The sequence below is a fragment of the Nocardia sp. FBN12 genome (assembly GCF_050320175.1).
Taxonomy (GTDB): domain Bacteria; phylum Actinomycetota; class Actinomycetes; order Mycobacteriales; family Mycobacteriaceae; genus Nocardia.
This window is the reverse complement of sequence record NZ_CP190048.1, coordinates 3,847,895-3,868,230: the sequence shown is the minus strand read 5'-3', so window position 1 is coordinate 3,868,230 and position 20,336 is coordinate 3,847,895. Positions and strand designations below refer to the sequence as shown.

The following is a 20,336-nucleotide window of genomic DNA, read 5'->3' as shown; positions in this document are numbered from 1 at the left end:
ACGACTGAAACGGACAATTCGGGCATGATGGGCGACATGAACTTTATCGATCGGACCACCACATGCAGGTGACCACGCTCGAGTGGGTGATCACCGGACTGGTGATCCTCGGCCTGTTCGTCTTCGACTTCTACGCCCACGTGCGCACCCCGCACGAGCCCACCTTCAAGGAATCGGGCATCTGGTCGGCGGTCTACATCAGTTTGGCGCTGCTGTTCGGCCTGTTCGTCGCCTGGAAGTGGGGCGGCACGTTCTCGGGGGAGTACTACGCGGGCTTCGTCACCGAGAAAGCGCTCTCGGTCGACAACCTGTTCATCTTCCTCATCATCATGAGCACCTTCGCCGTGCCACGGATCTACCAGCAGAAGGTACTGCTGATCGGCATCGTGCTGGCGCTGGTGATGCGTGGTGTGTTCATCGCGGTCGGCGCGGCCGCGATCAGCGCGTACAGCTGGGTGTTCTACCTGTTCGGCGCGTTCTTGATCTACACCGCGATCAAACTGCTGCGTGAGAGCGGGCACGAGGCCGAGCACGAGCAGAAACGCGACAGCTACATCGTCTCGCTGGCCAAACGGGTCCTGCCCACCACCGACGAGTACGACGGCGACAAGCTCGTCACCCGGATCAACGGCAAACGGGTGGTGACCCCGTTGCTGCTCGCGCTGCTGGCCATCGGTTTCGCCGACCTGCTGTTCGCGCTGGACTCGATTCCGGCGATCTACGGTCTCACCGAGGAGCCGTACCTGGTCTTCACGGCGAACGCCTTCGCGTTGATGGGTCTGCGTCAGCTGTACTTCCTCATCGGCGGGCTGCTCGACCGCCTGGTGTACCTGTCCTACGGTCTGGCCGCGATTCTGGCGTTCATCGGCGTCAAGCTGGTGCTGCACGCGCTGCACGAGAACACGCTGTCGTTCGTCAACGGTGGTGAACACGTGAGCGTGCCGGAGATCTCCACGGCGTTCTCGCTGAGCGTGATCATCGGCATTCTGGTCATCGCGACGGTGGCGAGCCTGCTGCGCACCCGCCGCACCAGCGCCTGAAAACGCCACTGCCCGGAACCGCTGCGGTTCCGGGCAGTGCTGTGTTCATGGCCGGTTATTCGGCGAAGGCGCCCATCACCGGCAGCCACTCGACCACGCGGACGGCGTCGATCAGGCCCAGCTTCGCGAACGGATCATTGCTCAGCAGCTCGGTCAGCGAGTGCGCGTCCTCGGCGCGGAACAGCAGCAGCGCGCCCGAACCGTCGGGGTAGGGGCCGCTGGTGAGTACCGTGCCCGCGTCGACGAGCGCGTTCAACCAGCCGCGGTGCTCGGGCCGGTTGGTCGCGCGGTCGGCCGCGGTGGACTCGGAATAGGTGTAGTGGACAGCGAAGATCGGCACAGTCGATCACTTTCTCGCGAGGGTTTTCTACAGGGTGAGCAGCATGCGGGTGTTGCCGAGGGTGTTGGGTTTGACGAAGCTGAGGTCGAGGAACTCGGCGACACCGGTGTCGTAGGAACGGCACATCTCCGCGTACACCTCGGCGGTAACCGGCGTGCCGTCGATCTCGACGAACCCGTGCCTGCCGAAGAAGTCCACCTCGAAAGTGAGCACGAACACACGCTGCAACTGCAGTTCACGGGCGACGGTCACCAGGTGCTCCACCACCGCGCCGCCGACACCGCGGCCCTTGACGACGGGATCGACTGCGACAGTGCGCACTTCGCCCAGATCGGCCCACAGTACGTGCAACGCGCCGCAGCCGACGACCTGTCCGTCGAGCTCGGCGACCCAGAATTCCTGCACCGATTCGTACAGCGTGACCAGGTTCTTCTCCAGCAGGATGCGGCCCGCGTACTCGTCGACCAGGCGCTTGATCTCGGGGACATCGGAGGTTCGCGCTCGTCGGACGACCACGCCGGAAACAGGCGCCACAGTGGGCGCGACAGGATGCGCGTCGCTGGTCGGACTACTCGAGGGTCCCCGTGAGGTCATGGGTGCACAGTAGTCGGCCGGGTTACCGATAGTCTGAACATGTGCCGCACATCCTGTCGTTCCGCTCTTCGCATCGCGCCGGGCTCCGCGACCGGATCGCGTGGCACCGATCGTGCGAGCAAACAGCTCGCGAAACCGTTGGATTTCGGCGCAGTGCCGGTGAGTGCCGAGAGGGCAGCACATGAACGGTCAGCGCCTGGAGGCGGTAGCTCGCGTGGCCACGGAAGGCGCCCGGTCATGCCAAGAGGACAGGGCATGAGCGTGCGACCCGAAGAGATCGATCGTGGGTCGAGTGCGGTGACACCGATGCACGGGGTGGCGGAGACCCCGGTTCCGCTGCTCAATATCGCCAATGTGCTGACCATCGCGCGCATCGTGCTGGTGCCGTTGTTCGTGCTGGCGCTGTTCGCCGAGGGCGGGCACGACACCCGCTGGCGCGTCATCGCCGCGGCGGTTTTCGGCCTGGCCGCGATCACCGACCGCTTCGACGGGCAACTGGCCCGCAAATACGGATTGGTCACCGATTTCGGGAAGCTCGCCGACCCCATCGCGGACAAGGCGCTGATCGGGGCGGCTCTGATCGGGCTCTCGGTTCTCGGCGATCTGCCCTGGTGGATCACCCTGGTCATCTGCGGCCGCGAAGTCGGCATCACCCTGCTGCGGCTGGTGGTAGTGCGGCGCGGCGTGATCCCGGCGGGACGCGGCGGCAAGCTCAAGACGCTGGTGCAGTCGGTGGCGATCGCGCTGCTGGTCTTGCCGCTGTCCGGCATCTACGCCACCGCGGGCATGTGGCTGATGTACCTGGCTGTGGCGCTCACGGTGGTCACCGGCCTGGATTACGTGGGGCAGGCGGCCAGAGTATGGCTGGCGGGTGGACGGTCGCGCGCGTGAGCGACCCGCTCGTCGACGGAGCGCCGGTCGCCGAACTTGTCACGGCGCTGAACAGCGCGGGTCAGACCGTGGCCACCGCCGAATCGCTCACGGCCGGTCTGCTGGCCGCCACAGTGGCGGGCGTTCCCGGTGCGAGCGCGGTGCTGCGAGGCGGTTTGATCGTCTACGCCACCGACCTCAAAAGCCGTCTGGCCTGCGTCGACGACAACCTGCTTCGCACCGAGGGACCGGTCGCCGCCTCGACCGCCGAACAGCTCGCCGTGGGGGCTCGCGAGCAGTGTGGCGCGGACTGGGGTGTCGGATTGACCGGGGTCGCCGGACCCGATTCCCAGGACGGGCATCCCGTCGGCACGGTATACCTCGGGTTAGCCGGTCCACAGCACAGCGAAGTGGTCCGGTTGAAACTGCACGGAGACCGGTGGACGATCAGACTCGGTGCGGTGCACAGTGCGGTGCGGGAGTTGCTGCGTTGTGTGCAGTCCGGCTCGGTGAGTGTGAAGTAGCCCGGTTCGGGAACCACCGGTCCATGCTCGACGTTGTGCCAGAAAGAGGTGAGCACCGCTACGGCGGTGACACGAGGTGGAGGAGAACGAGATGACGCTGCTGCGGGAGGCAATCGGGGACAGTCTGCGGCGTGCGCGTCTCGCCCAGCATCGAACGCTGCGCGAGGTGTCTACCTCGGCGCGCGTGAGCCTCGGCTATCTGTCGGAAGTGGAGCGCGGCCGCAAGGAAGCCTCCAGTGAACTGCTCGCCAGCATCTGCGAGGCACTCGACGTGCCGCTCTCGCGCGTGCTGTGGGACGTGAGCACCCTGATGGCGGGCGCCGACGGCTCCGCGCCGCGCGAACCCGCGCTGACCGGCCCCGCCGCCGAGCGCGAGCCCGCCGCGGCCGAGCCCATCGCCGCTGCCGAACCCGCCGCGGGCGAGGCAACCGCCTCCGCCGAACAGGGCCCGCGGATCGGCATCGCCGAAGACACTCGCATCGTCATCCCGGCCCCGAGGGCCGAGATGCTGGTACTGGTGAAGGGAATGTGACGCGGCGAACCCCGCGCATGCCGCGCGAGACGCTGCACACCGCTGGTGAGAACGGATAGATTCTCATCAGGCGTCGATCGGTCCGGCTTACCGCCGGTCCGGGTGCCGCATGGTGAAGGATAAGCACGTATCTGGTGCGTGACGGTCGCGTACCACCAGTCGCACGAGCGACGCACAGATGGAGGCGGGATCAATCGATGGCTAATCCGTTCGTGAAGGCCTGGAAGTACATGATGGCCCTCTTCGACTCCAAGATCGAAGAGCATGCGGATCCGAAGGTCCAGATTCAGCAGGCTATCGAGGAGGCGCAGCGTCAGCATCAGGCGCTGTCGCAGCAGGCGGCATCGGTGATCGGGAACCAGCGTCAGCTGGAGATGAAGCTGAACCGCCAGCTCGACGAGGTCGAGAAGCTCAACGCCAACGCCCGTCAGGCCGTCACCCTGGCCGATCAGGCGCAGGCCGCGGGCGACACCGAGAAGGCGATCCAGTACACCAACGCCGCCGAGGCGTTCGCCGCCCAGCTGGTCACCGCCGAGCAGTCGGTGGAAGACCTCAAGGTGTTGCACGATCAGTCCCTGCAGGCCGCCGCACAGGCCAAGAAGGCGGTCGAGCAGAACGCGATGATGTTGCAGCAGAAGGTCGCCGAGCGCACCAAGCTGCTCAGCCAGCTCGAGCAGGCCAAGATGCAGGAGCAGGTCTCGGCGTCGCTGCAGCAGATGGATTCCACCCTGTCCGCGCCGGGCTCCACGCCCAGCCTGGACGCCGTGCGCGACAAGATCGAGCGCCGCTACGCCAACGCGCTCGGTTCGGCCGAGCTGGCGCAGAACACGGTGCAGGGCCGCATGATGGAGGTGCAGCAGGCCAGCGTCCAGATGGCCGGGCACAGCAAGCTCGAGCAGATCCGCGCCTCCATGCGTGGTGACGCGTTGCCCACCGGCAACGCCAACTCGGCGATCAACCCGGCGCAGCCCCAGGCCGCACCGGCGCCGAACATCGACAAGGGCCAAGCGCTGTAATATTGGAGCGCTGGCGCGCTCGAGTTCGCGGCCCCTTGTGTCCCGTCGATCAGGCACCGTTGCTTGCTCCTTCGTCGCCTACGCAACGGCACCTGATCGACGGGACGGCCGCGAACCGCCGCTTCGCGGCGGACCCTCCTCGAGGTCGGGTCGTACGGGGCTGGGAAGTCCAGCATCGATACCCGGGGTGTGCTCGTGCGGTGGAAGGATGAGGGGATGAAGGGCAATACGCGGCGCGACCGTGTCGAGATCGTTGATCCGGCGACGATCGCGCAGGTCGGGTCGGTGCCCGCGACTCTGCGTGGGGTCGGTGAGCAGGCACTGGTCGCGGTGCGGCGCTGGGCCGACCCACGCGAACGTGAACTGCGGCGTCGACGCCGGGTGCGCAGGCGCAGTTTTCAGCTCGGTACAGCGTCCGGCATCACCACGGTCGGTGCGGTCGGCTTGGCCGTGATCTCGGCGCCCGCCTGGGCGGTCGTGGTGATCGGTGGTGGCGCGATCGCGTTCGTCACCGGTACCGCGCTCACCGCCCGCCGCTACCTGGAACTACGCGGAAAGCCACTGCCCCAGGCGGCTTTCGTCGCCCGCAAATCGCCCGGCCTCCGTTCGGCCGCCCGCGCACCCATCCAGCGGCTGATCCGCGCCGAACGGGCACTCTACGACCTCGGTGCCCAGATCCAGCGCACCCGCCGCCTCCCGGAAGACGAACTGCGCGACCTCCTCGAAACAGCCCGCTCCGGCGCGGCCGCCCTGCACGCGCTGGCCGCCGACGTGGTCGCCATGGAACAGGCCGCCGACACCGTCGGCCGCGCCAACCCCGACACCGTCGCCGCACTGAAAACCACCGTCGTCGGCGTGCTCACCCGCCTGGAAACCGGCGTCGTCGAATACGAACAGCTCGTCGCCGCCGCGGCCCGCATCCTCGCGGTCCCAGAGGACTCGGTGCTGGCCTACCAGTTCAACGGCATCGTCGCCGACCTGCGCGAAGCCGCCGACCGGCTCGACGGCTGGGCCCAGGCGCTCACCGAAATGGCCGACCAGGGCCCCGACTTGTTCACCAGCGGAACGGATTCCACCCGCTAGCCCACCGCTGAGCCGCCGCTCCAGCCGTCAGCGATTCCACAGTCGGCACGAAGCCCTCGAGGCGTAACGCCCAGGCGCCCGTACTCCGGCGATGCACATCATCGGACCACCGCAGTTCCAACCCACCAGCCCGGTCGGCACGCTGGTTCGGAACGTGGCGTGCCGACCGGAGGTCAGGCGATCGACTGGCGCAGTGCCGCGAGTTCGGTGGGGCGTGGGTCGGTGACGGTGGTGGATTCGGGGATGTCGAAGACGCGGACGTTCTTCTCGTCAGTGGTGAACGGCGCCCATCCGGTGGTGCCGTCGGTCGCGAAAGAGACCCAGGCGGCGTGCATTTCGTCGGCCAGGGATTGCGGCGGAGTGGTGCCGGTGAGGGAATGGGCGTCTTTGACGGTGTCGAAGACGAAGGGGATTTCCAGGACGTGGCAGGCGCCGAGGCCGGGAAGGGCGGTGGGCCAGCCGAATTCGTAGACGCTGGTGGGGGCGGTGGCGGCGTTGGCCTCGGCGAAGTCGTAGGTGCCCGCGCGGAAGGTCAGGTCGGTGAGGACCGCGTTGAAGATCTCGGCGGGGGTGGCATCGGGGCGCTCGGCCGAATACGCCTGGGCGACTGCGGGATCGATGCCGTAGCGGGTGAGGACGAAGGGGAGCGCGTCGGCGGTGACAGCGGCGGCGAGGCCGGCGGGGACGGTGAAGAAGCGGAACTCGTCGGCGGTGGTACCCGCGATGAGGGGGACCGCGCGGTCCGGGTGCGCGCGCAGCACCTCGGTCGGTGGGCCTTCGACGATGTCGTTGTCGGTCACCGGGAACAGGCTCATGATGCCGCCGCCCAATCGGATCACCGATGTACCCCACCGCTCTGGATCGGGATCGGTCATCAGGGCGAGCCCGACGGCGTTCTGCGCGGCGCACAACTCAGCCGGTCCCAGCTTTCCGAAATCCGCTGCGGTAGGCGAGATTCCGAGTTCGGCGGCCAGCGCCGCGGACACCTTACGCGCGTCCTCGGGATCAGCGGCGACCACACCGTTGCCGCTCTGCATGATCGCCCGGCGGAACAGGCCGGCCGTCTGCGGTGCGGCGATCAACGCCGCCACGCTCATCGCGCCGGCGGACTCACCGAAGATCGTGACATTGCCGGGGTCACCACCGAAGGCGGCGATGTTCTCGCGCACCCAGCGCAAGGCGAAGATCTGGTCGTGCAGACCGCGATTCGACGGAGCGCCGGCGATCTCGGCGAATCCCGACACCCCGAGGCGGTAGTTGATCCCGACCATGATGACACCGTCGCGGGCGAACGCCGTCCCGTCGTAGATCGGCTTCGCGTTGCACCCGCGGGTGAACGCGCCACCGTGGATCCACACCAGCACCGGCAGACCGGTGGCGCCGGGATCGGGCGTCCAGACGTTCACGTTGAGGTACTCGTCGCCGGGAATGCCGTCGCTGCCGATCAGCGCCTCGGCATACGCGGGATACGGCGTCTGCGCGCATGTGGCGCCCATCTCGGTGGCCTCGCGCACCCCTGCCCAGGCGGGGGCGGGTTCGGGCAGCTGGAAACGCTTCGGCCCGACCGGTGCCGCCGCGTACGGCACGCCGAGGAATCGCGTGACCCCGGCCTCGGTCCGGCCCCGGATCGCGCCGCTCGTGATCGTGACGATCGGTTCCATGAAAATCCTCCTACGCGCAGTGAGCCCCGATTATGGACGTTTGTCCGGGTCGCCGTCGGTCGTTTGCCTACGGAACGAGTGGTCCGGCCAGCACGCGTTCGCCCGCGGCGCGGTCGCCGTCCCAGGTGAACTCGGAACCATCGGCGGATGTGCGCGCCCACAGGGCCAGGAGCAGGTCCGATGCGGTGCCCGCGAGCTCGGCGACGGGCTCGCTGGGACCGTACGTCCAGGTACCGCCGGTGTCAGTGGCACGCAGCCGCAGCGCCACCTCGGGTTCGACCGCGAGGCCGCGGTGGATCATCCGGGGTGCGAACAGTTCGAACACCTCGTCGATGCCGTCGACGGCGAGATCGGCGTCGAACGGATCGGCCGTGCCGAGGGCGTTCTGGCCGTCCCACAGGTGCATGAGCGTCTCGTGGGCGCGGCGCCGCCGCCAGAAGCCGACGGTGCGCGGCATGGTCCGGGTGAAGGTCCACGCCTGCTGGTCTTCGTCCGCGGACAGCGCGGTCGCCATCGCGTCGGCGGTCGTCTCGTACCACTCCCGCAGGGCCACCGGATCTTTCGGCGCGGGCTCGCCCTCGAAATCGCCGCGCAACTCGGCCACCGCGGTGACCACCCACAGATTCCCGCGCCCGACATGGTCGACGAGGTCGTAGACCGTCCAGTCCCCGCAGGACGGCACCGGTGCGGCGAGATCGACATCGGGGGTGATCAGCTCTCCGAAGGTGGTGAGCTTCGCGCACAGCAACGCCAGGTAGTCCATGCCGATCACGGTAGCCCGGATGCGCAGCCGGTCTCGGGGTGAACCCTGATCTACACCCGGATATCGGCGCTGACCTGGTGGTCTATCGGTCGATCGGTGGGAGGATCGACGGTGTCGGATCGCTGGATGGCGGTCGTAGAGGTGAAGGAGTCGTCATGGTCTTGAAAGTCATCGGCATCGTGGTTGTCGCGGTGATCGCGTTCTGGATTCTCGGTGCCCTGCTCGAGGCATTGATGCCCATTCTCGTGATCGGGGCGATCGGCACCGGCGTGTACCTGCTGTACAAGGCGGTGTCGGGGAGCGACAAGACCCCGATCAGTTAGTCGCGCAGTGGTTAGCATGGCGGGGTGGAACAGGTACCCGAGGACTGGCAGCGCGGTCTGGTGATCGTCGCGCACCCCGACGACATCGAATACGGCGCCGCGGCGGCGGTCGCGCGATGGACGGGGCAGGGCAAAGACATTCGCTATCTCCTCGTCACACGCGGTGAGGCCGGGATCGCCGGGATGCCGCCCGCGCAGGCCGCGCCGTTGCGGGAGATCGAGGAGATCTCGGGAGCGCGCGAAGTCGGCGTGCACACCGTCGAATTCCTCGACCATCCCGACGGCCGCATCGAGGAAGGCCTCACCCTGCGCCGCGAACTGGCGGCCGCGCTGCGCAGGCACCGCCCGGAGATGGTGGTGCTGTTCAACTTCGGCGACACCTGGGCGCCGGGAATGGTCAACAGTGCCGATCACCGGGCTGTCGGCCGATCGGCGATGGACGCGATCTCCGACGCGGGCAACGAGTGGATCTTCCCCGAACTCGCCGATCTGGCACCGTGGTCGGCGCGCTGGGCGGCCGTCGTCGGCCCGGCCGCCACCCACGCTGTCGATGTGAGCGCTCATCTGGAGCAGGCGCGCGCGTCGTTGTCGGCGCATCGGCGCTATCTGCAGGTGCTGAGCCCGGTGCCGGTGGCAGAGCAGGTGCGCGAGATCGTCACGTTCGCAACGGGTCCCAAGGAAGGGTTTCCCGCCGCGCACGCGGTCGGCTTCGAATTGTTCACCTTCGCCGGCTGAACGGGCGTCGGTCAGCGCGCGCGGGCCGCGACGCGTTCGACAACAGGTCGCCAGGCCTGCAGGGGCGCAACGCGCAGGCCTACTACCTTGCCCGCGTCATCGGCCTTGCGGAGCGCCAGGGCGGCGGTGAAATCGGTGTCGAGGCGAAACATTTCGGCCTCGGCGGGCGTCATCGGGCCGCCCTGTGCGATGAGCGTGCGCCGACTCGACGCCGACAGGGCGGCGGCATGTCTCGAATCCGTCGCTACCAGAAAGCGTTTCGCGGTCACGTGGAGTTCCATCAGGCGAGCCACTCGGGCGCCGAGCAACCCGCGCACCGCTTGGGCGCCGTGCGTGCCGTGGCCCGCGTCGTCGCCGGGGACCAGGACGTGGCCGATGTCGTGCAGCAGGCCCGCGACCTGGAGCTGTTCGTCATCGGGGAAGTCGCGGCGCAGCAACTGCGCGCACTGTCGATCGTGATCGAGGATGTCGACGGGGTCGCCGGTACGGTCGGCGGTGTCCCAGGCATCGGCGCACTGCTCGAGCAGTACGAACAGGTCGTCGACAGTGTCGATCGGAGCCGACCGCGCGGTACCGGCTCCCTCGATCGCACAGGCGACCGGGAAGGACCGCACCGGATCACTGCTGCCGGAGCCGCTGGGCGTGAGGGGGTCTGGGCAGCCGGGCTCGCCCGGTCCGGTGGAGTGGGGGCTGTCGGGTAGCACGTGATCGCTCCTGCCGGTTTCGCTCGACGTAGTGGTGCGGCGGTCAAGGTAGCGCAGAAACCGCGGTTCGGCTGTTCGAGGTGGCTGGGGCCTGGGGATATGGCAGGGTGGGCGGATGCGAATAGCTGTGGTGGCCGGGCCCGATCCAGGGCATGCGTTTCCCGCGATCGCGTTGTGTCTGCGATTGCTGGCCGCGGGCGACGAGCCCGTGTTGTTCACCGGACCGAGATGGCTCGATCAAGCACGCGCCGCGGGGATCAACGTGCGCAAGCTCAAGGGCCTCGCGCCGCGCCCGACCGACGACGACACCGACGCGGGTGCCCGGATCCACGATCGCGCCGCCCACATCGCCACCGAGAACCTGCCCGAACTGAGCGCGATGCTGCCCGACCTGGTCGTGTCGGACGTCCTGACCGCGGGCGGCGGCATGGCCGCCGAACGGCTGGGGCTGCCGTGGGTCGAACTGTCACCGCACCCGCTCTATCTGCCCTCGAAAGCGTTGCCGCCGATCGGCAGTGGCCTGGCGCCGGGGGAGGGCGTGCGCGGTCGCATGCGCGACGGGGTGTTGCGCACGATGACCGCGCGCGCGGTCCGCAACGGCCACCGTCAGCGTTCCGCGGCCCGCGAAACCATCGGCCTGCCCGCCGAGGATCCCGGCCCGACCGCGCGCCTGGTCGCCACCTTGCCCGCGCTGGAGATGGACCGCCCCGACTGGCCCGACGACACTCACGTCGTAGGACCGCTGCTGTGGGAACCCACCGACGCCGTACTTCCGCTGCCTCCCGGCGCTGCCCCGCTGGTGATGGTGGCGCCGTCGACCGCGCACACCGGTGTGGCCGACATGGTCGACATCGTCGTGTCGGGCCTGACCGGACTCGGTGTGCGCGCGGCCATCTCGACCCTGGACACCCCACCCGCGGACCTACCGGATTGGGCCACCGCGGGCCTCGGCCGCCAGGACGAACTGCTCACCCACGCCGCGGTCGTCGTCGGCGGCGGCGGACACGGCCTGCTCGCCAAATCCCTGGCGGCGGGCGTGCCGGTGGTGACCGTCCCCGGTGGCGGTGACCAGTGGGAGCTGGCCAATCGTGCGGTGCGGCAGGGTAGTTCGGTGCTGGTGCGACCACTCACTCCCGAGGCGGTCGGTGCCGCGGTGCGGCAGGTACTCGACGACCCCGCCTATGCCGAAGCGGCTCGTCACGCCGCCGCCGGTCTGGCGGAGGTCGATGACCCGGTCCAGGTCTGTCACGACGCCGCCAAACAGTAAACGTCCTGTCGGACGTTTGCTCTCGTCGGCCGCTCGCGGATCAGCGGGCACGCGCGGGTCGGCCACGCCGCCGGTCCGGCGGAGGAGCGGACCTCGTCCAGGTCTGGCATGCCGCCAAGCGGTGGTCCGCCACCGCGCTCTGAGTGTTGCTCCGGCGGGCTCACTCGGACCCATCACGGCCCTCGAGCACCTGCGGAGGAAACGATCCTGGGTGTTGCCGGGTGCGGTGGAGAAGGGGCCGCGAGCGGGGCACTGTCGGCTGTTACTCAGCGCGAGTATCTTGGGCAACGTGCGATTGACCGAATTCCAGGAGCTGATGCACACCGAGTTCGGCGTGGCGCGCGCCGACGCCATGCTGACCGATCACGTGATACCCCAACTGGGGCGTACAGGCGCGGTCGCGATCGACAGCGGTGTCGACCCGCGCGACGTGTGGCGAGCATTGTGTGCCGACTTCGACGTACCCCCGAATCGGTGGTGACCAGGCCATGGCCGTGACAGCGGAGAACTCGGACACGCGACCGTATCGGTTCGACGAGCGGCTGCGGATGGTCCCGGTCGACCCCGAGACCCTCGCGGTCAGGGTGGCCCTCGCCGCCCCCGGCGATTTCCCCGGCTTTCGCAGGCTCGGCATCGCGTTGATGCTGCTCGGACGCCACGACGAGGCTCTCGACCGGCTCGATCAGGCCCTCGAACTGGCCGATACCGAGCGGCGCCGGATCACCGTCTGGATCAATATCGCCGATGTCTACCGGTACCAGGGCGAACCGGCGCGCGCGGAGATCCTCTACCGCCGGGCTCTGGAGGCCAGCCGCGCGCTCGATCCCGATCTCGTCTCCTTCGCTGCCCATCACCTGGGCAAATCCCTTGCCGAACAACACCGCCCGGCCGAGGCGCGCCAACTGCTCAACGAGGCCATGCGGCTGCGGGTGGCCGACGGCGAATCCGAACTCATCGAATCCACCCGCGCGGCGCTGGATCACCTCGACGAATTGGCGCTGCCGCTGCCGCCGGTGATCGAGGAGCTGCTCGGACCGGTGCCCGCGTGGTCGGATGAGCACGAGGGCCGCGACGGGAATCTGGTGCGGTCGGGCGGGTACTGGATCAAACGTGGCCCGCGCGCGGTGGCCGAGCACGCGCGGCTGACCTGGTTGCGCGACAACGCCATCGCGGTGCCCGCGGTGGTCGCCTTCGCGGAGGACGTCCTCGTGCTCGCCGATGCCGGCGGAGCTCTTGCCGCACAGACTGATTCGACCGAGACCGGTGCGCAGATGGGCCGGGCGCTGCGCGCGCTGCACGATCTTCCGGTGGCGGACTGCCCCTTCGGCGGTGGTCTCGACGACACGCTGGAGCGGGCGCATCGCAACGTGGTCGAAGGTTTCGTCGACACCGCGGATTTCGATGACGATCACCGTGACCTGTCACCTGCCGCGATCCTCGAGCAGCTACGCGATCAGCGCCCGGCCGCCGAGGATCTGGTCGTCACCCACGGCGATTTCACGCCGGGCAATGTGCTCACCGGTGGCTTGCTGATCGATGTCGCCGCACTCGGGCCCGGCGACCGCTATCGCGACCTGGCGCTGGCCGAGCGCGACCTGACCGGCGACTTCGGCATCGAGGCGGTCTCGGCCTTCTATGCCGCCTACGGCCTGACCGAACCGGACCGGGTGAAGCTCGACTACTACCGGCTGCTCGACGAATTGTTCTGACGCCCGCTCAGGTGGTCTTGGCGTAGTGCCGCGCGGCCTTGGTGCGATTGCCGCAGGTGGCCATCGAATGCCAGCGCCGGGTGCCGTTCTTGGACGTGTCGTAGAAGAACAGCACACAGTCGGGGTGCGCGCACTGACGGATCCGGTGCGGTGCCTCGGCGATCAGGTACAGCAGATTGTCGGCGGCGAGCCAGCCGGGTAACCACGCCGGGTCGGCGACCTCGGGGAGGTCGCGCGGGCCCGCGTCGGTGAGTTCGCGGCGGATGCGGCCGTGGTCGAGGACCCGATTCAGGGCGAGGTGATCGGCGCGGGTGACGGCGTCGTGCACGGCATCACGTGCGGTGTGCAGTGCGGTGAGGGTGCGCTCGTCGACGGGCACGCGATCGGCGAGTCCGAGGAGTTCCAGCCAGGTGCGCAGCCCGTCGAGGTCGGCGAGCAGATCGCCGGGTTCGGCGCCCGCCCACCGGGTGTTGAGCAGGTCGAGAGCGGGGGGTTCGCCGGTGTGCGGACGGGGATCGCGCATGCCAGAGGTTACCAACACGACCCTCCTAACTGTCTAAAAGTAATTCAAGGGTTGACGAAGGGGGTGCCCTCATTCTATGTTCTAACTGTTAAAACATCGATAGACAGTTATTCATTCCAGGAGGAAACCATGACCACCGTCGCCGCACCTGTGCTCACCACCGGTCACATCGGACTCAACGTCGCCGACCTCGACCGCTCCGTCGACTTCTACCGCCGAGGCCTCGGCTTCGAACAGCTCGGCAGTGGCGCCGAGGGCGATCGCCGCTGGGCCTTCCTGGGCCGCGACGGTGCGCTGGTACTCACGCTGTGGCAGCAGAGCAGCGGCGAATTCTCCACCAGCACACCGGGTTTGCATCACCTGTCGTTCCAGGTCGACGGTGTCGAGACGGTGCGCGTCGTCGAAGCGGCGCTGCGCGCGCTCGATGCGGAGTTCTTCCATGACGGTGTGGTCGCGCACGGCGAGGGCGCGTCCTCCGGCGGCATCTTCTTCGCCGACCCCGACGGCATCCGCCTGGAAGTCTTCGCCCCGCTGGGTGCCGACACCGCACCTGCCCCGGCCGGGCCTGCCCCGACGTGCGGGTTCTTCTGATTCGCACGCCCTTTCACGTCATCGACCAGTAAGGATGGGGATCTCATGTTCCATGCCGGAGAGCAGGCCGTGCAGCAACGGATGGGACAGGCCGAAGTGGCCGCCCGCGTCGGCCGTTCGATTCGCGCCGAGATCCCGGCGGTCGCCGCGTCCTTCCTGGCCGACCAGTCGATGGTGGTGCTCGGCGCCGCCGATCCGGCGGGGCACCTGTGGGCGAGCCCGCTCACCGGTCCCGCCGGGTTCGTGCGCGCTGTCGGTGACGCGACCATCGACATCGACACGCGACCCGAGGACGCCGACCCGCTCTCGGTGGCGCTGACCGGCGAGGCCGAGGTCGGGTTGATCGCCCTGCAACCGCAGCGCCGACGGCGGATGCGCGTCAACGGCAGGTCGGCGGTGCGCGAGGGTGGGGTGCGGATCACCACCGAACAGGTCTACGCGAACTGCCCGAAGTACATCTCGCGCAGGCAGATTCGGGAAGTGCAGGCGCCCGGGTCACCCGGGCCGGTGCGCCGCGGCACGGCACTGAGCACCGCCGCGGCCGAGATGATCGCCGCCGCCGACACCTTCTTCATCGCCACCGCCGATGCCGACGGGCATGCCGACGCCTCCCATCGCGGCGGCAATCCCGGTTTCCTGCAGGTGCTTTCACCGAACCGTTTGCGCTGGCCGGACTATCGCGGTAATTCGATGTTCATGACACTGGGTAACCTCGTGGTGCAACCGCGCTGCGGGCTGCTCGTCGCCGACTGGTCCTCCGGTGCGCTGCTCCAGCTCACCGGCCGGGCCGAGCTGGTCTGGGACGCGGCGGCATTCACCGCTGGTGCGCAGTGTGCCGTCGACTTCACCATCGAGCAGGTGATCGAACGCCCCGGCGCGCTCGCTGTGCGGTGGGGTCTGCCCGAACTCTCCCCGAACAATCCCTGATCTCCCCGAAAGGCCTGTCCCATGCGACCTCCGCTGCCACCCTTCGATCTCGAATCCGCGCGCGCGAAGGTGCTCGCCGCCGAAAATGCCTGGAACACCAGGGATCCCGAGCGGGTCGCCGCCGCGTACACCGAGGATTCGGCATGGCGTAACCGCGACGAGTTCTTCACCGGTCACGCCGCGATCGTCGACTTCCTGACCCGCAAGTGGGCGACCGAGAACGGCTATGTCCTGCGCAAGGATCTGTGGGCCTTCCACGACAACCGGATCGCCGTGCGTTTCCAGTACGAATGGCACGACGAGTCGGGGCAGTGGTGGCGTAGCTACGGCAACGAGCAGTGGGAGTTCGCGGCGGACGGGCGGATGGCGCGGCGAGAGGCCAGCATCAACGATGTGCGCATCGAGGAATCGCAGCGGCGGATCCTAGGGCCGCGCGCCGAGGGCGACGACTCGGTGCTGCCGCAGCACTGACGCGCCGTTTCGCTGCCGGATTGCCGGTCTGAGCGGCCGCTTCGCGTGTTGCCGGGCGCGTCGCTTGACTCGAATGGGTGTTCGACTAACCTGGGCGCCAGAACTTGTCGGTGCCGGCCTCTACTGTGGGCGCCAACCAGAGAGACACTCACCTCGAGAAGGGGCACACATCATGGCACCGCAGGCCTACGATCGCGACAAAGCGCTGGAACTGGCACTGGCGCAGGTGGAGAAGAGCTTCGGTAAGGGCGCGGTCATGCGCCTCGGCGAGGAGACCCGTCAGCCGATCGCCGTCATCCCCACCGGCTCCATCGCGCTCGACGTCGCGCTCGGCATCGGCGGGTTGCCGCGCGGTCGCGTCGTGGAGATCTACGGCCCGGAATCCTCGGGTAAGACCACCGTCGCGCTCCACGCGGTAGCCAACGCCCAGGCCGCGGGTGGTGTCGCCGCCTTCATCGACGCCGAGCACGCGCTTGACCCCGACTATGCCCGCAAGCTGGGCGTCGACACCGACGCGCTGCTGGTCTCCCAGCCCGATACCGGTGAGCAGGCGCTGGAGATCGCCGACATGCTGGTGCGCTCCGGCGCCATCGACATCCTCGTCATCGACTCCGTCGCCGCCCTGGTGCCGCGCGCGGAAATCGAAGGCGAGATGGGCGACAGCCACGTGGGTCTGCAGGCCCGCCTCATGAGCCAGGCGCTGCGCAAGATGACCGGTGCGCTCAGCAACTCCGGCACCACCGCCATCTTCATCAACCAGCTGCGCGAGAAGATCGGCGTCATGTTCGGCTCGCCGGAGACCACCACCGGTGGTAAGGCGCTGAAGTTCTACGCCTCGGTCCGCCTGGACGTGCGCCGCATCGAGACCCTCAAGGACGGCAGCGACGCGGTCGGCAACCGTACCCGCGTGAAGGTGGTCAAGAACAAGGTCGCCCCGCCGTTCAAGCAGGCCGAGTTCGACATCCTCTACGGCCAGGGCATCTCCAGGGAGGGCTCGCTCATCGACATGGGTGTCGAGCACGGCTTCGTCCGCAAGTCCGGCTCCTGGTACACCTACGAGGGCGACCAGCTGGGCCAGGGCAAGGAGAACGCCCGCAAGTTCCTGCTGGAGAACAAGGATGTATGCGACGAGGTCGAGAAGAAGATCAAGGAGAAGCTGGGCATCGGCGCCGTACTGACCGCCGAGGCCGACGCGCCCGCCGACTTCTGAGCCGATGACCACGCCGAGCCCCGGCGGCCACCGCGATCCGGCCGACCCGGTCGAACAGATGCGCAGGCAGCTGGCTCGCCTCGGTATCGAGGTCGAGCCCGAGCCGGTGACAGCGCCCGCGAGGGGCCGCGGCAGGGGCACGGCCGATGGACTCGTCCGGTCGGCTCGTGACAAGCGAGCCGACCAGGACGCGGAGAGGATTCGGTCGGGTGCGGGCGATCCGCAGCGCGCGCACCCGACCGGATTCACCGATGGTGACAAACCACCGCATTTCGCTGCGCGGGTTGGTGATGATCATGAAGAGTGGGGGAGCGAGGGCCGGCGACGGCCCCGCGGCGCACGACGCGAACGCAAGTCCGCGCGGCGCGACGAAGTCTCCCTGTCGACCGTCGTCGGTGGTGACGACGGACGGCAGGCGGATCCGGTGGCGGCCGGATCCCAGCCGGGAGAGCCCGACAGGCGGGCCGGCGCACGCCGGCTCGCCCCGGGCGACCGTCCCGATGCGACCCTGGAACAGGCCAAAGATGTGTGCCTGCGATTGCTCTCGGTGCGTGCTCGCAGCCGCGCCGAACTGGAGAAACGCCTCGGCGAGAAGGGCTTCCGCCTCGAGGTGACAGCGGCCGCCCTCGAACGGTTCACCGAAGTCGGCCTGATCAACGACGCCTCTTTCGCCGAACAGTGGGTGCACGAACGCCACACCTACTCCGGCCGTGGCAAGCGGGCGCTCCAGCGTGAGCTGCGCGAGAAGGGCGTCGCCCCCGGCGACGCCGAACAGGCGCTGTCGATGGTCACCGACGATGCCGAACATGCCCGCGCCGCCGACCTGGTCCGCCGCAAACTCCGCACCCTCCCCTCGGACCTCGACCGCGACAAGGCAGTCCGACGCCTCGTCGGCATGCTCGCCCGCCGCGGCTACGACCAGTCCACCGCCTTCGCTGTCGCCACCGCGGAACTGGACGAAGCGGGGTTCGAACGCACCCCGCCTCGCCCCGCTCGCGCTGCCTCCGAGAGCGAGCAGGCGGCCCATCCCGACGAGGCAGGCGGCCCGTGGCGGACACGCCGCTCGCTGTCGCGCGGTGCTGGTTCGGCGGACGCCGGTGCAACCCTCAGTGATACAGCCGAATCGGATACCGCCCGCCGTTCGACCGGGCGCCCGACTCCTGGCGACGAACAAGATGCGATCGACCTGGTCCGTCGCAAGCTCCGTTCCATGCCCGCAGACCTGGACCGCACCAAGGCCACTCGCCGCTTGGTCGACATGCTCGCCCGCCGCGGATACAGCCCATCCACGGCTTTCGCCGTGGTGAAAGCGGAGCTGTCGCAGGCGGATCGGTGAGCTTCGCCCGGATACGACCGGTCCGGGCGGCGGCTCTTGCCGGATCGGTGGTGCGACAGGTTTCGGCTGCGGAGACCGGCGCCGAACTGCCGCAAGAGCTGTACGCGGCGCGTAGGATGATCTCGCTCGGCGAAACCTGGTTTCGCGCAAGTTGATTCGCCGCATCGCCGAATCATGCGGTGTGGGGACGGGATGTTTCACCCCGATTCGGGTGGGAAATCCGGGGAGCAGGGCCGTAGGCGGCCGCCGAACGACGGGGAGGTGGACCCTGGACGCGTTGTGGTCGTTCGTGGTGAACCGGCGGGAGCAGTTGCTGGTCGATTCGTATCTGCATGTGTCGGCGGTGGTGCAATCGTTGGTGCTGGCAACGCTGATCGCGGTGGCGCTCGGGGTGCTGGTGTACCGGAGTCCGCTCGGGTCCGCGGCCGCGACCGCGACAGCGGGGGCGATTCTGACGGTGCCCTCGTTCGCGTTGCTCGGATTGCTGATTCCGTTCCTCGGGCTCGGTGTCGGGCCGACGATCGTGGCCCTGGTGCTGTACGCGCTGCTGCCGATTCTGCGGAATACGGTGCTCGGGTTGTCGTCGGTGGATCCGGCGGTGACCGACGCCGCGCGCGGTGTCGGGATGAACCGGTTGCGGCTGCTGACCAAGATCGAGCTGCCCCTTGCCTGGCCGTCCATTCTCACCGGCATGCGGGTCAGTACCCAGATGATCATGGGCATCCTGGCGCTGGCGGCCTATGCGAAGGGCCCCGGCCTCGGCAACGTGATCTTCTCCGGGCTCTCCCGCCTCGGCAGCCCGAACGCGGTGCCGCAGGCGCTCACCGGCACCGTCCTCATCGTCGTGCTCGCACTCGCACTCGACGGCGTCCTTGTTCTGCTCGGACGGCTCACTATTCCGAGGGGAATTCGTGACTGACATCGCAACCACCGAGGCGCCAGGCGCTGCCGCGGTCTCCGGGGTCGAGATCGTCCTCGACCGGGTCACCAAACGCTATCCCGAACAGCCCGAACCCGCGGTCGACGAGGTCTCCATGACCATCCCGGCCGGGGAGATCGTGGTGCTGGTCGGCCCGTCCGGCTGCGGCAAGACCACCACCATGCGGATGATCAACCGGCTGATCGAACCCACCTCGGGCACCGTCACCATCGGCGGCCGCGACGCGAGTGCGATCGACGCCGACGAATTGCGCCGCGGCATCGGCTATTCGATCCAGCAGGCCGGCCTGTTCCCACACATGACCGTCGCCAAGAACATCGCCACGGTGCCCGGCCTGCTCGGCTGGGACCGCCGCCGCACCGCCGAGCGCACCGACGAGATGCTCACCCTCGTCGGCCTCGACCCCGACACCTACCGCAACCGCTACCCGCGCCAACTCTCCGGCGGACAGCAGCAGCGCATCGGTGTGGCCAGGGCGCTGGCGGCCGACCCGCCGGTCCTGCTCATGGACGAACCCTTCGGCGCGGTCGACCCGATCACCCGTGCCCTCCTGCAGGACGAATTGCTCCGCCTGCAAGCTGAACTCGGCAAGACCATCGTCTTCGTCACCCACGATTTCGGTGAGGCCGTGAAGCTGGGCGACCGCATCGCCGTCCTCGGGGACCGCTCGCGCATCCTGCAGTACGACACCCCCGCCGCGATCCTGGCCGCCCCCGCCGACGAGACGGTCGCCGGGTTCGTCGGCGCCACCGCCACCATCGACCGCCTCGGCCTCGCCGTCCTCGCCGACCTCGACCTGGACCACGGCGTCACCGTCACCGACGACAGCACCCCCACCGCCTTCACCACCGCCCTGCGCGACGCGGATCGCACCTGGGGCATCGTGCTCGACCCGCGACGACGCCCACTCCGGCGAGTGACGACAGACGAACTCGCCCACGCGGATTCACTGCGTGACCTCGGCACCCCGATCGGCACCACCCTTCCCGCCGACGCCACCCTCCAAGACGCACTGGCCGCGCTGCTCACCGAACGCACCGCCTCCGCGGTCGTCGTCGACAACACCGGCACCTACGCCGGAACAGTGACCGTCGACACCCTCGTGAACCACCTCGCCGCAACCGAATCGGCGTCGGCATGATGACCGAGCGGCATCGCGGCGCGAGCACGCCCGAAC

Annotated in this window: 24 protein-coding genes and 1 pseudogene; 19 read left to right on the top strand and 6 right to left on the bottom strand. The window is 68.5% G+C overall.

Annotated elements, in window-relative coordinates; translation table 11 throughout:
- The first annotated feature begins 62 nt into the window (after positions 1–62).
- Positions 63–1,040: a TerC family protein gene (locus ACQHI0_RS18620; protein WP_427903139.1), complete on the top strand. Its 978-nt coding sequence runs from the start codon at positions 63–65 to the stop codon at positions 1,038–1,040.
- A 55-nt stretch (positions 1,041–1,095) separates the two neighbouring features.
- On the opposite strand, the gene ACQHI0_RS18615 is transcribed toward ACQHI0_RS18620, so the two are convergent.
- Together ACQHI0_RS18615 and ACQHI0_RS18610 are read right to left on the bottom strand one after the other, a co-directional pair.
- Positions 1,096–1,380: a YciI family protein gene (locus tag ACQHI0_RS18615; protein ID WP_427903138.1), complete on the bottom strand. Its 285-nt coding sequence runs from the start codon at positions 1,378–1,380 to the stop codon at positions 1,096–1,098.
- Positions 1,381–1,407: 27 nt separating this feature from the next.
- Complete coding sequence (locus ACQHI0_RS18610; RefSeq protein ID WP_427903137.1) at positions 1,408–1,974, bottom strand: amino-acid N-acetyltransferase; 567 nt, start codon at positions 1,972–1,974, stop codon at positions 1,408–1,410.
- 255 nt (positions 1,975–2,229) lie between these two features.
- On the opposite strand from ACQHI0_RS18610, the gene pgsA reads away from it, so the two are divergent.
- From pgsA to pspM, 5 genes are all read left to right on the top strand, one after another.
- Positions 2,230–2,865, top strand: coding sequence for a CDP-diacylglycerol--glycerol-3-phosphate 3-phosphatidyltransferase (gene pgsA, locus ACQHI0_RS18605; RefSeq protein WP_427903136.1), 636 nt, complete (start codon positions 2,230–2,232; stop codon positions 2,863–2,865).
- Positions 2,862–3,368: a CinA family protein gene (locus ACQHI0_RS18600; protein WP_427903135.1), complete on the top strand. Its 507-nt coding sequence runs from the start codon at positions 2,862–2,864 to the stop codon at positions 3,366–3,368. The genes pgsA and ACQHI0_RS18600 overlap by 4 nt, the downstream gene beginning before the upstream one ends.
- 91 nt (positions 3,369–3,459) lie before the next feature.
- The gene (locus ACQHI0_RS18595; RefSeq protein ID WP_427903134.1) at positions 3,460–3,900 is read left to right on the top strand and encodes a helix-turn-helix domain-containing protein; all 441 of its coding nucleotides are present in this window, start codon (positions 3,460–3,462) and stop codon (positions 3,898–3,900) included.
- Between the two features lie 197 nt (positions 3,901–4,097).
- On the top strand, positions 4,098–4,916 hold the full coding sequence (gene pspA / locus ACQHI0_RS18590; RefSeq protein WP_427903133.1) for a phage shock protein PspA: 819 nt from the start codon (positions 4,098–4,100) through the stop codon (positions 4,914–4,916).
- 216 nt (positions 4,917–5,132) lie between these two features.
- On the top strand, positions 5,133–5,999 hold the full coding sequence (gene pspM, locus ACQHI0_RS18585; protein ID WP_427903132.1) for a phage shock envelope stress response protein PspM: 867 nt from the start codon (positions 5,133–5,135) through the stop codon (positions 5,997–5,999).
- A gap of 173 nt (positions 6,000–6,172) precedes the next feature.
- On the opposite strand, the gene ACQHI0_RS18580 is transcribed toward pspM, so the two are convergent.
- Entirely contained in the window at positions 6,173–7,660 is a 1,488-nt protein-coding gene (locus tag ACQHI0_RS18580) for a carboxylesterase/lipase family protein (RefSeq protein ID WP_427903131.1), read from the bottom strand.
- Between the two features lie 67 nt (positions 7,661–7,727).
- Positions 7,728–8,423, bottom strand: coding sequence for a maleylpyruvate isomerase family mycothiol-dependent enzyme (locus ACQHI0_RS18575; protein ID WP_427903130.1), 696 nt, complete (start codon positions 8,421–8,423; stop codon positions 7,728–7,730).
- A 155-nt stretch (positions 8,424–8,578) separates the two neighbouring features.
- On the opposite strand from ACQHI0_RS18575, the gene ACQHI0_RS18570 reads away from it, so the two are divergent.
- Both ACQHI0_RS18570 and ACQHI0_RS18565 read left to right on the top strand, forming a co-directional pair.
- Positions 8,579–8,746, top strand: coding sequence for a hypothetical protein (locus tag ACQHI0_RS18570; protein ID WP_427903129.1), 168 nt, complete (start codon positions 8,579–8,581; stop codon positions 8,744–8,746).
- A 24-nt stretch (positions 8,747–8,770) separates the two neighbouring features.
- On the top strand, positions 8,771–9,481 hold the full coding sequence (locus ACQHI0_RS18565; protein ID WP_427903128.1) for a PIG-L deacetylase family protein: 711 nt from the start codon (positions 8,771–8,773) through the stop codon (positions 9,479–9,481).
- A gap of 11 nt (positions 9,482–9,492) precedes the next feature.
- Here the strand turns inward: ACQHI0_RS18565 and ACQHI0_RS18560 are convergent, their stop codons facing one another.
- Positions 9,493–10,185: an HD domain-containing protein gene (locus tag ACQHI0_RS18560; RefSeq protein WP_427903127.1), complete on the bottom strand. Its 693-nt coding sequence runs from the start codon at positions 10,183–10,185 to the stop codon at positions 9,493–9,495.
- A gap of 115 nt (positions 10,186–10,300) precedes the next feature.
- On the opposite strand from ACQHI0_RS18560, the gene ACQHI0_RS18555 reads away from it, so the two are divergent.
- From ACQHI0_RS18555 to ACQHI0_RS18545, 3 genes are all read left to right on the top strand, one after another.
- Complete coding sequence (locus ACQHI0_RS18555; protein ID WP_427903126.1) at positions 10,301–11,452, top strand: glycosyltransferase; 1,152 nt, start codon at positions 10,301–10,303, stop codon at positions 11,450–11,452.
- A 289-nt stretch (positions 11,453–11,741) separates the two neighbouring features.
- On the top strand, positions 11,742–11,933 hold the full coding sequence (locus ACQHI0_RS18550; RefSeq protein ID WP_378920194.1) for a DUF3046 domain-containing protein: 192 nt from the start codon (positions 11,742–11,744) through the stop codon (positions 11,931–11,933).
- A 7-nt stretch (positions 11,934–11,940) separates the two neighbouring features.
- Positions 11,941–13,161 (top strand): tetratricopeptide repeat protein, encoded by a 1,221-nt coding sequence (locus ACQHI0_RS18545; protein ID WP_427903125.1) that lies wholly within the window; start codon positions 11,941–11,943, stop codon positions 13,159–13,161.
- A gap of 7 nt (positions 13,162–13,168) precedes the next feature.
- On the opposite strand, the gene ACQHI0_RS18540 is transcribed toward ACQHI0_RS18545, so the two are convergent.
- Positions 13,169–13,684 carry a CGNR zinc finger domain-containing protein gene (locus ACQHI0_RS18540; protein ID WP_427909214.1) on the bottom strand — a complete coding sequence of 172 codons (516 nt, stop codon included), beginning with the start codon at positions 13,682–13,684 and terminating at the stop codon, positions 13,169–13,171.
- 129 nt (positions 13,685–13,813) lie between these two features.
- Here ACQHI0_RS18540 and ACQHI0_RS18535 point away from each other — a divergent pair, with 129 nt between their 5' ends.
- The 8 genes and pseudogenes from ACQHI0_RS18535 (at position 13,814) to ACQHI0_RS18500 (ending at position 20,300) form a co-directional block, all read left to right on the top strand.
- Positions 13,814–14,275, top strand: a complete 462-nt coding sequence (locus ACQHI0_RS18535; RefSeq protein ID WP_427903124.1) for a VOC family protein — start codon at positions 13,814–13,816, stop codon at positions 14,273–14,275.
- Between the two features lie 45 nt (positions 14,276–14,320).
- A complete protein-coding gene (locus ACQHI0_RS18530; RefSeq protein ID WP_427903123.1) occupies positions 14,321–15,202 on the top strand; it encodes a pyridoxamine 5'-phosphate oxidase family protein in 882 nt (293 codons plus the stop codon).
- Between the two features lie 21 nt (positions 15,203–15,223).
- Positions 15,224–15,673, top strand: a complete 450-nt coding sequence (locus ACQHI0_RS18525; protein ID WP_427903122.1) for a nuclear transport factor 2 family protein — start codon at positions 15,224–15,226, stop codon at positions 15,671–15,673.
- 172 nt (positions 15,674–15,845) lie between these two features.
- Positions 15,846–16,883 (top strand): recombinase RecA, encoded by a 1,038-nt coding sequence (gene recA / locus ACQHI0_RS18520; RefSeq protein WP_427903121.1) that lies wholly within the window; start codon positions 15,846–15,848, stop codon positions 16,881–16,883.
- 424 nt (positions 16,884–17,307) lie between these two features.
- Positions 17,308–17,856: pseudogene (locus ACQHI0_RS18515) on the top strand (regulatory protein RecX); the annotation flags it as partial.
- Complete coding sequence (locus ACQHI0_RS18510; protein ID WP_427909213.1) at positions 17,836–18,219, top strand: hypothetical protein; 384 nt, start codon at positions 17,836–17,838, stop codon at positions 18,217–18,219. The pseudogene ACQHI0_RS18515 and the gene ACQHI0_RS18510, both read left to right, overlap by 21 nt.
- A gap of 268 nt (positions 18,220–18,487) precedes the next feature.
- Positions 18,488–19,138 carry an ABC transporter permease gene (locus ACQHI0_RS18505; RefSeq protein WP_427909212.1) on the top strand — a complete coding sequence of 217 codons (651 nt, stop codon included), beginning with the start codon at positions 18,488–18,490 and terminating at the stop codon, positions 19,136–19,138.
- A complete protein-coding gene (locus tag ACQHI0_RS18500; RefSeq protein WP_427903120.1) occupies positions 19,131–20,300 on the top strand; it encodes an ABC transporter ATP-binding protein in 1,170 nt (389 codons plus the stop codon). The genes ACQHI0_RS18505 and ACQHI0_RS18500 overlap by 8 nt, the downstream gene beginning before the upstream one ends.
- Positions 20,301–20,336 lie beyond the last annotated feature (36 nt).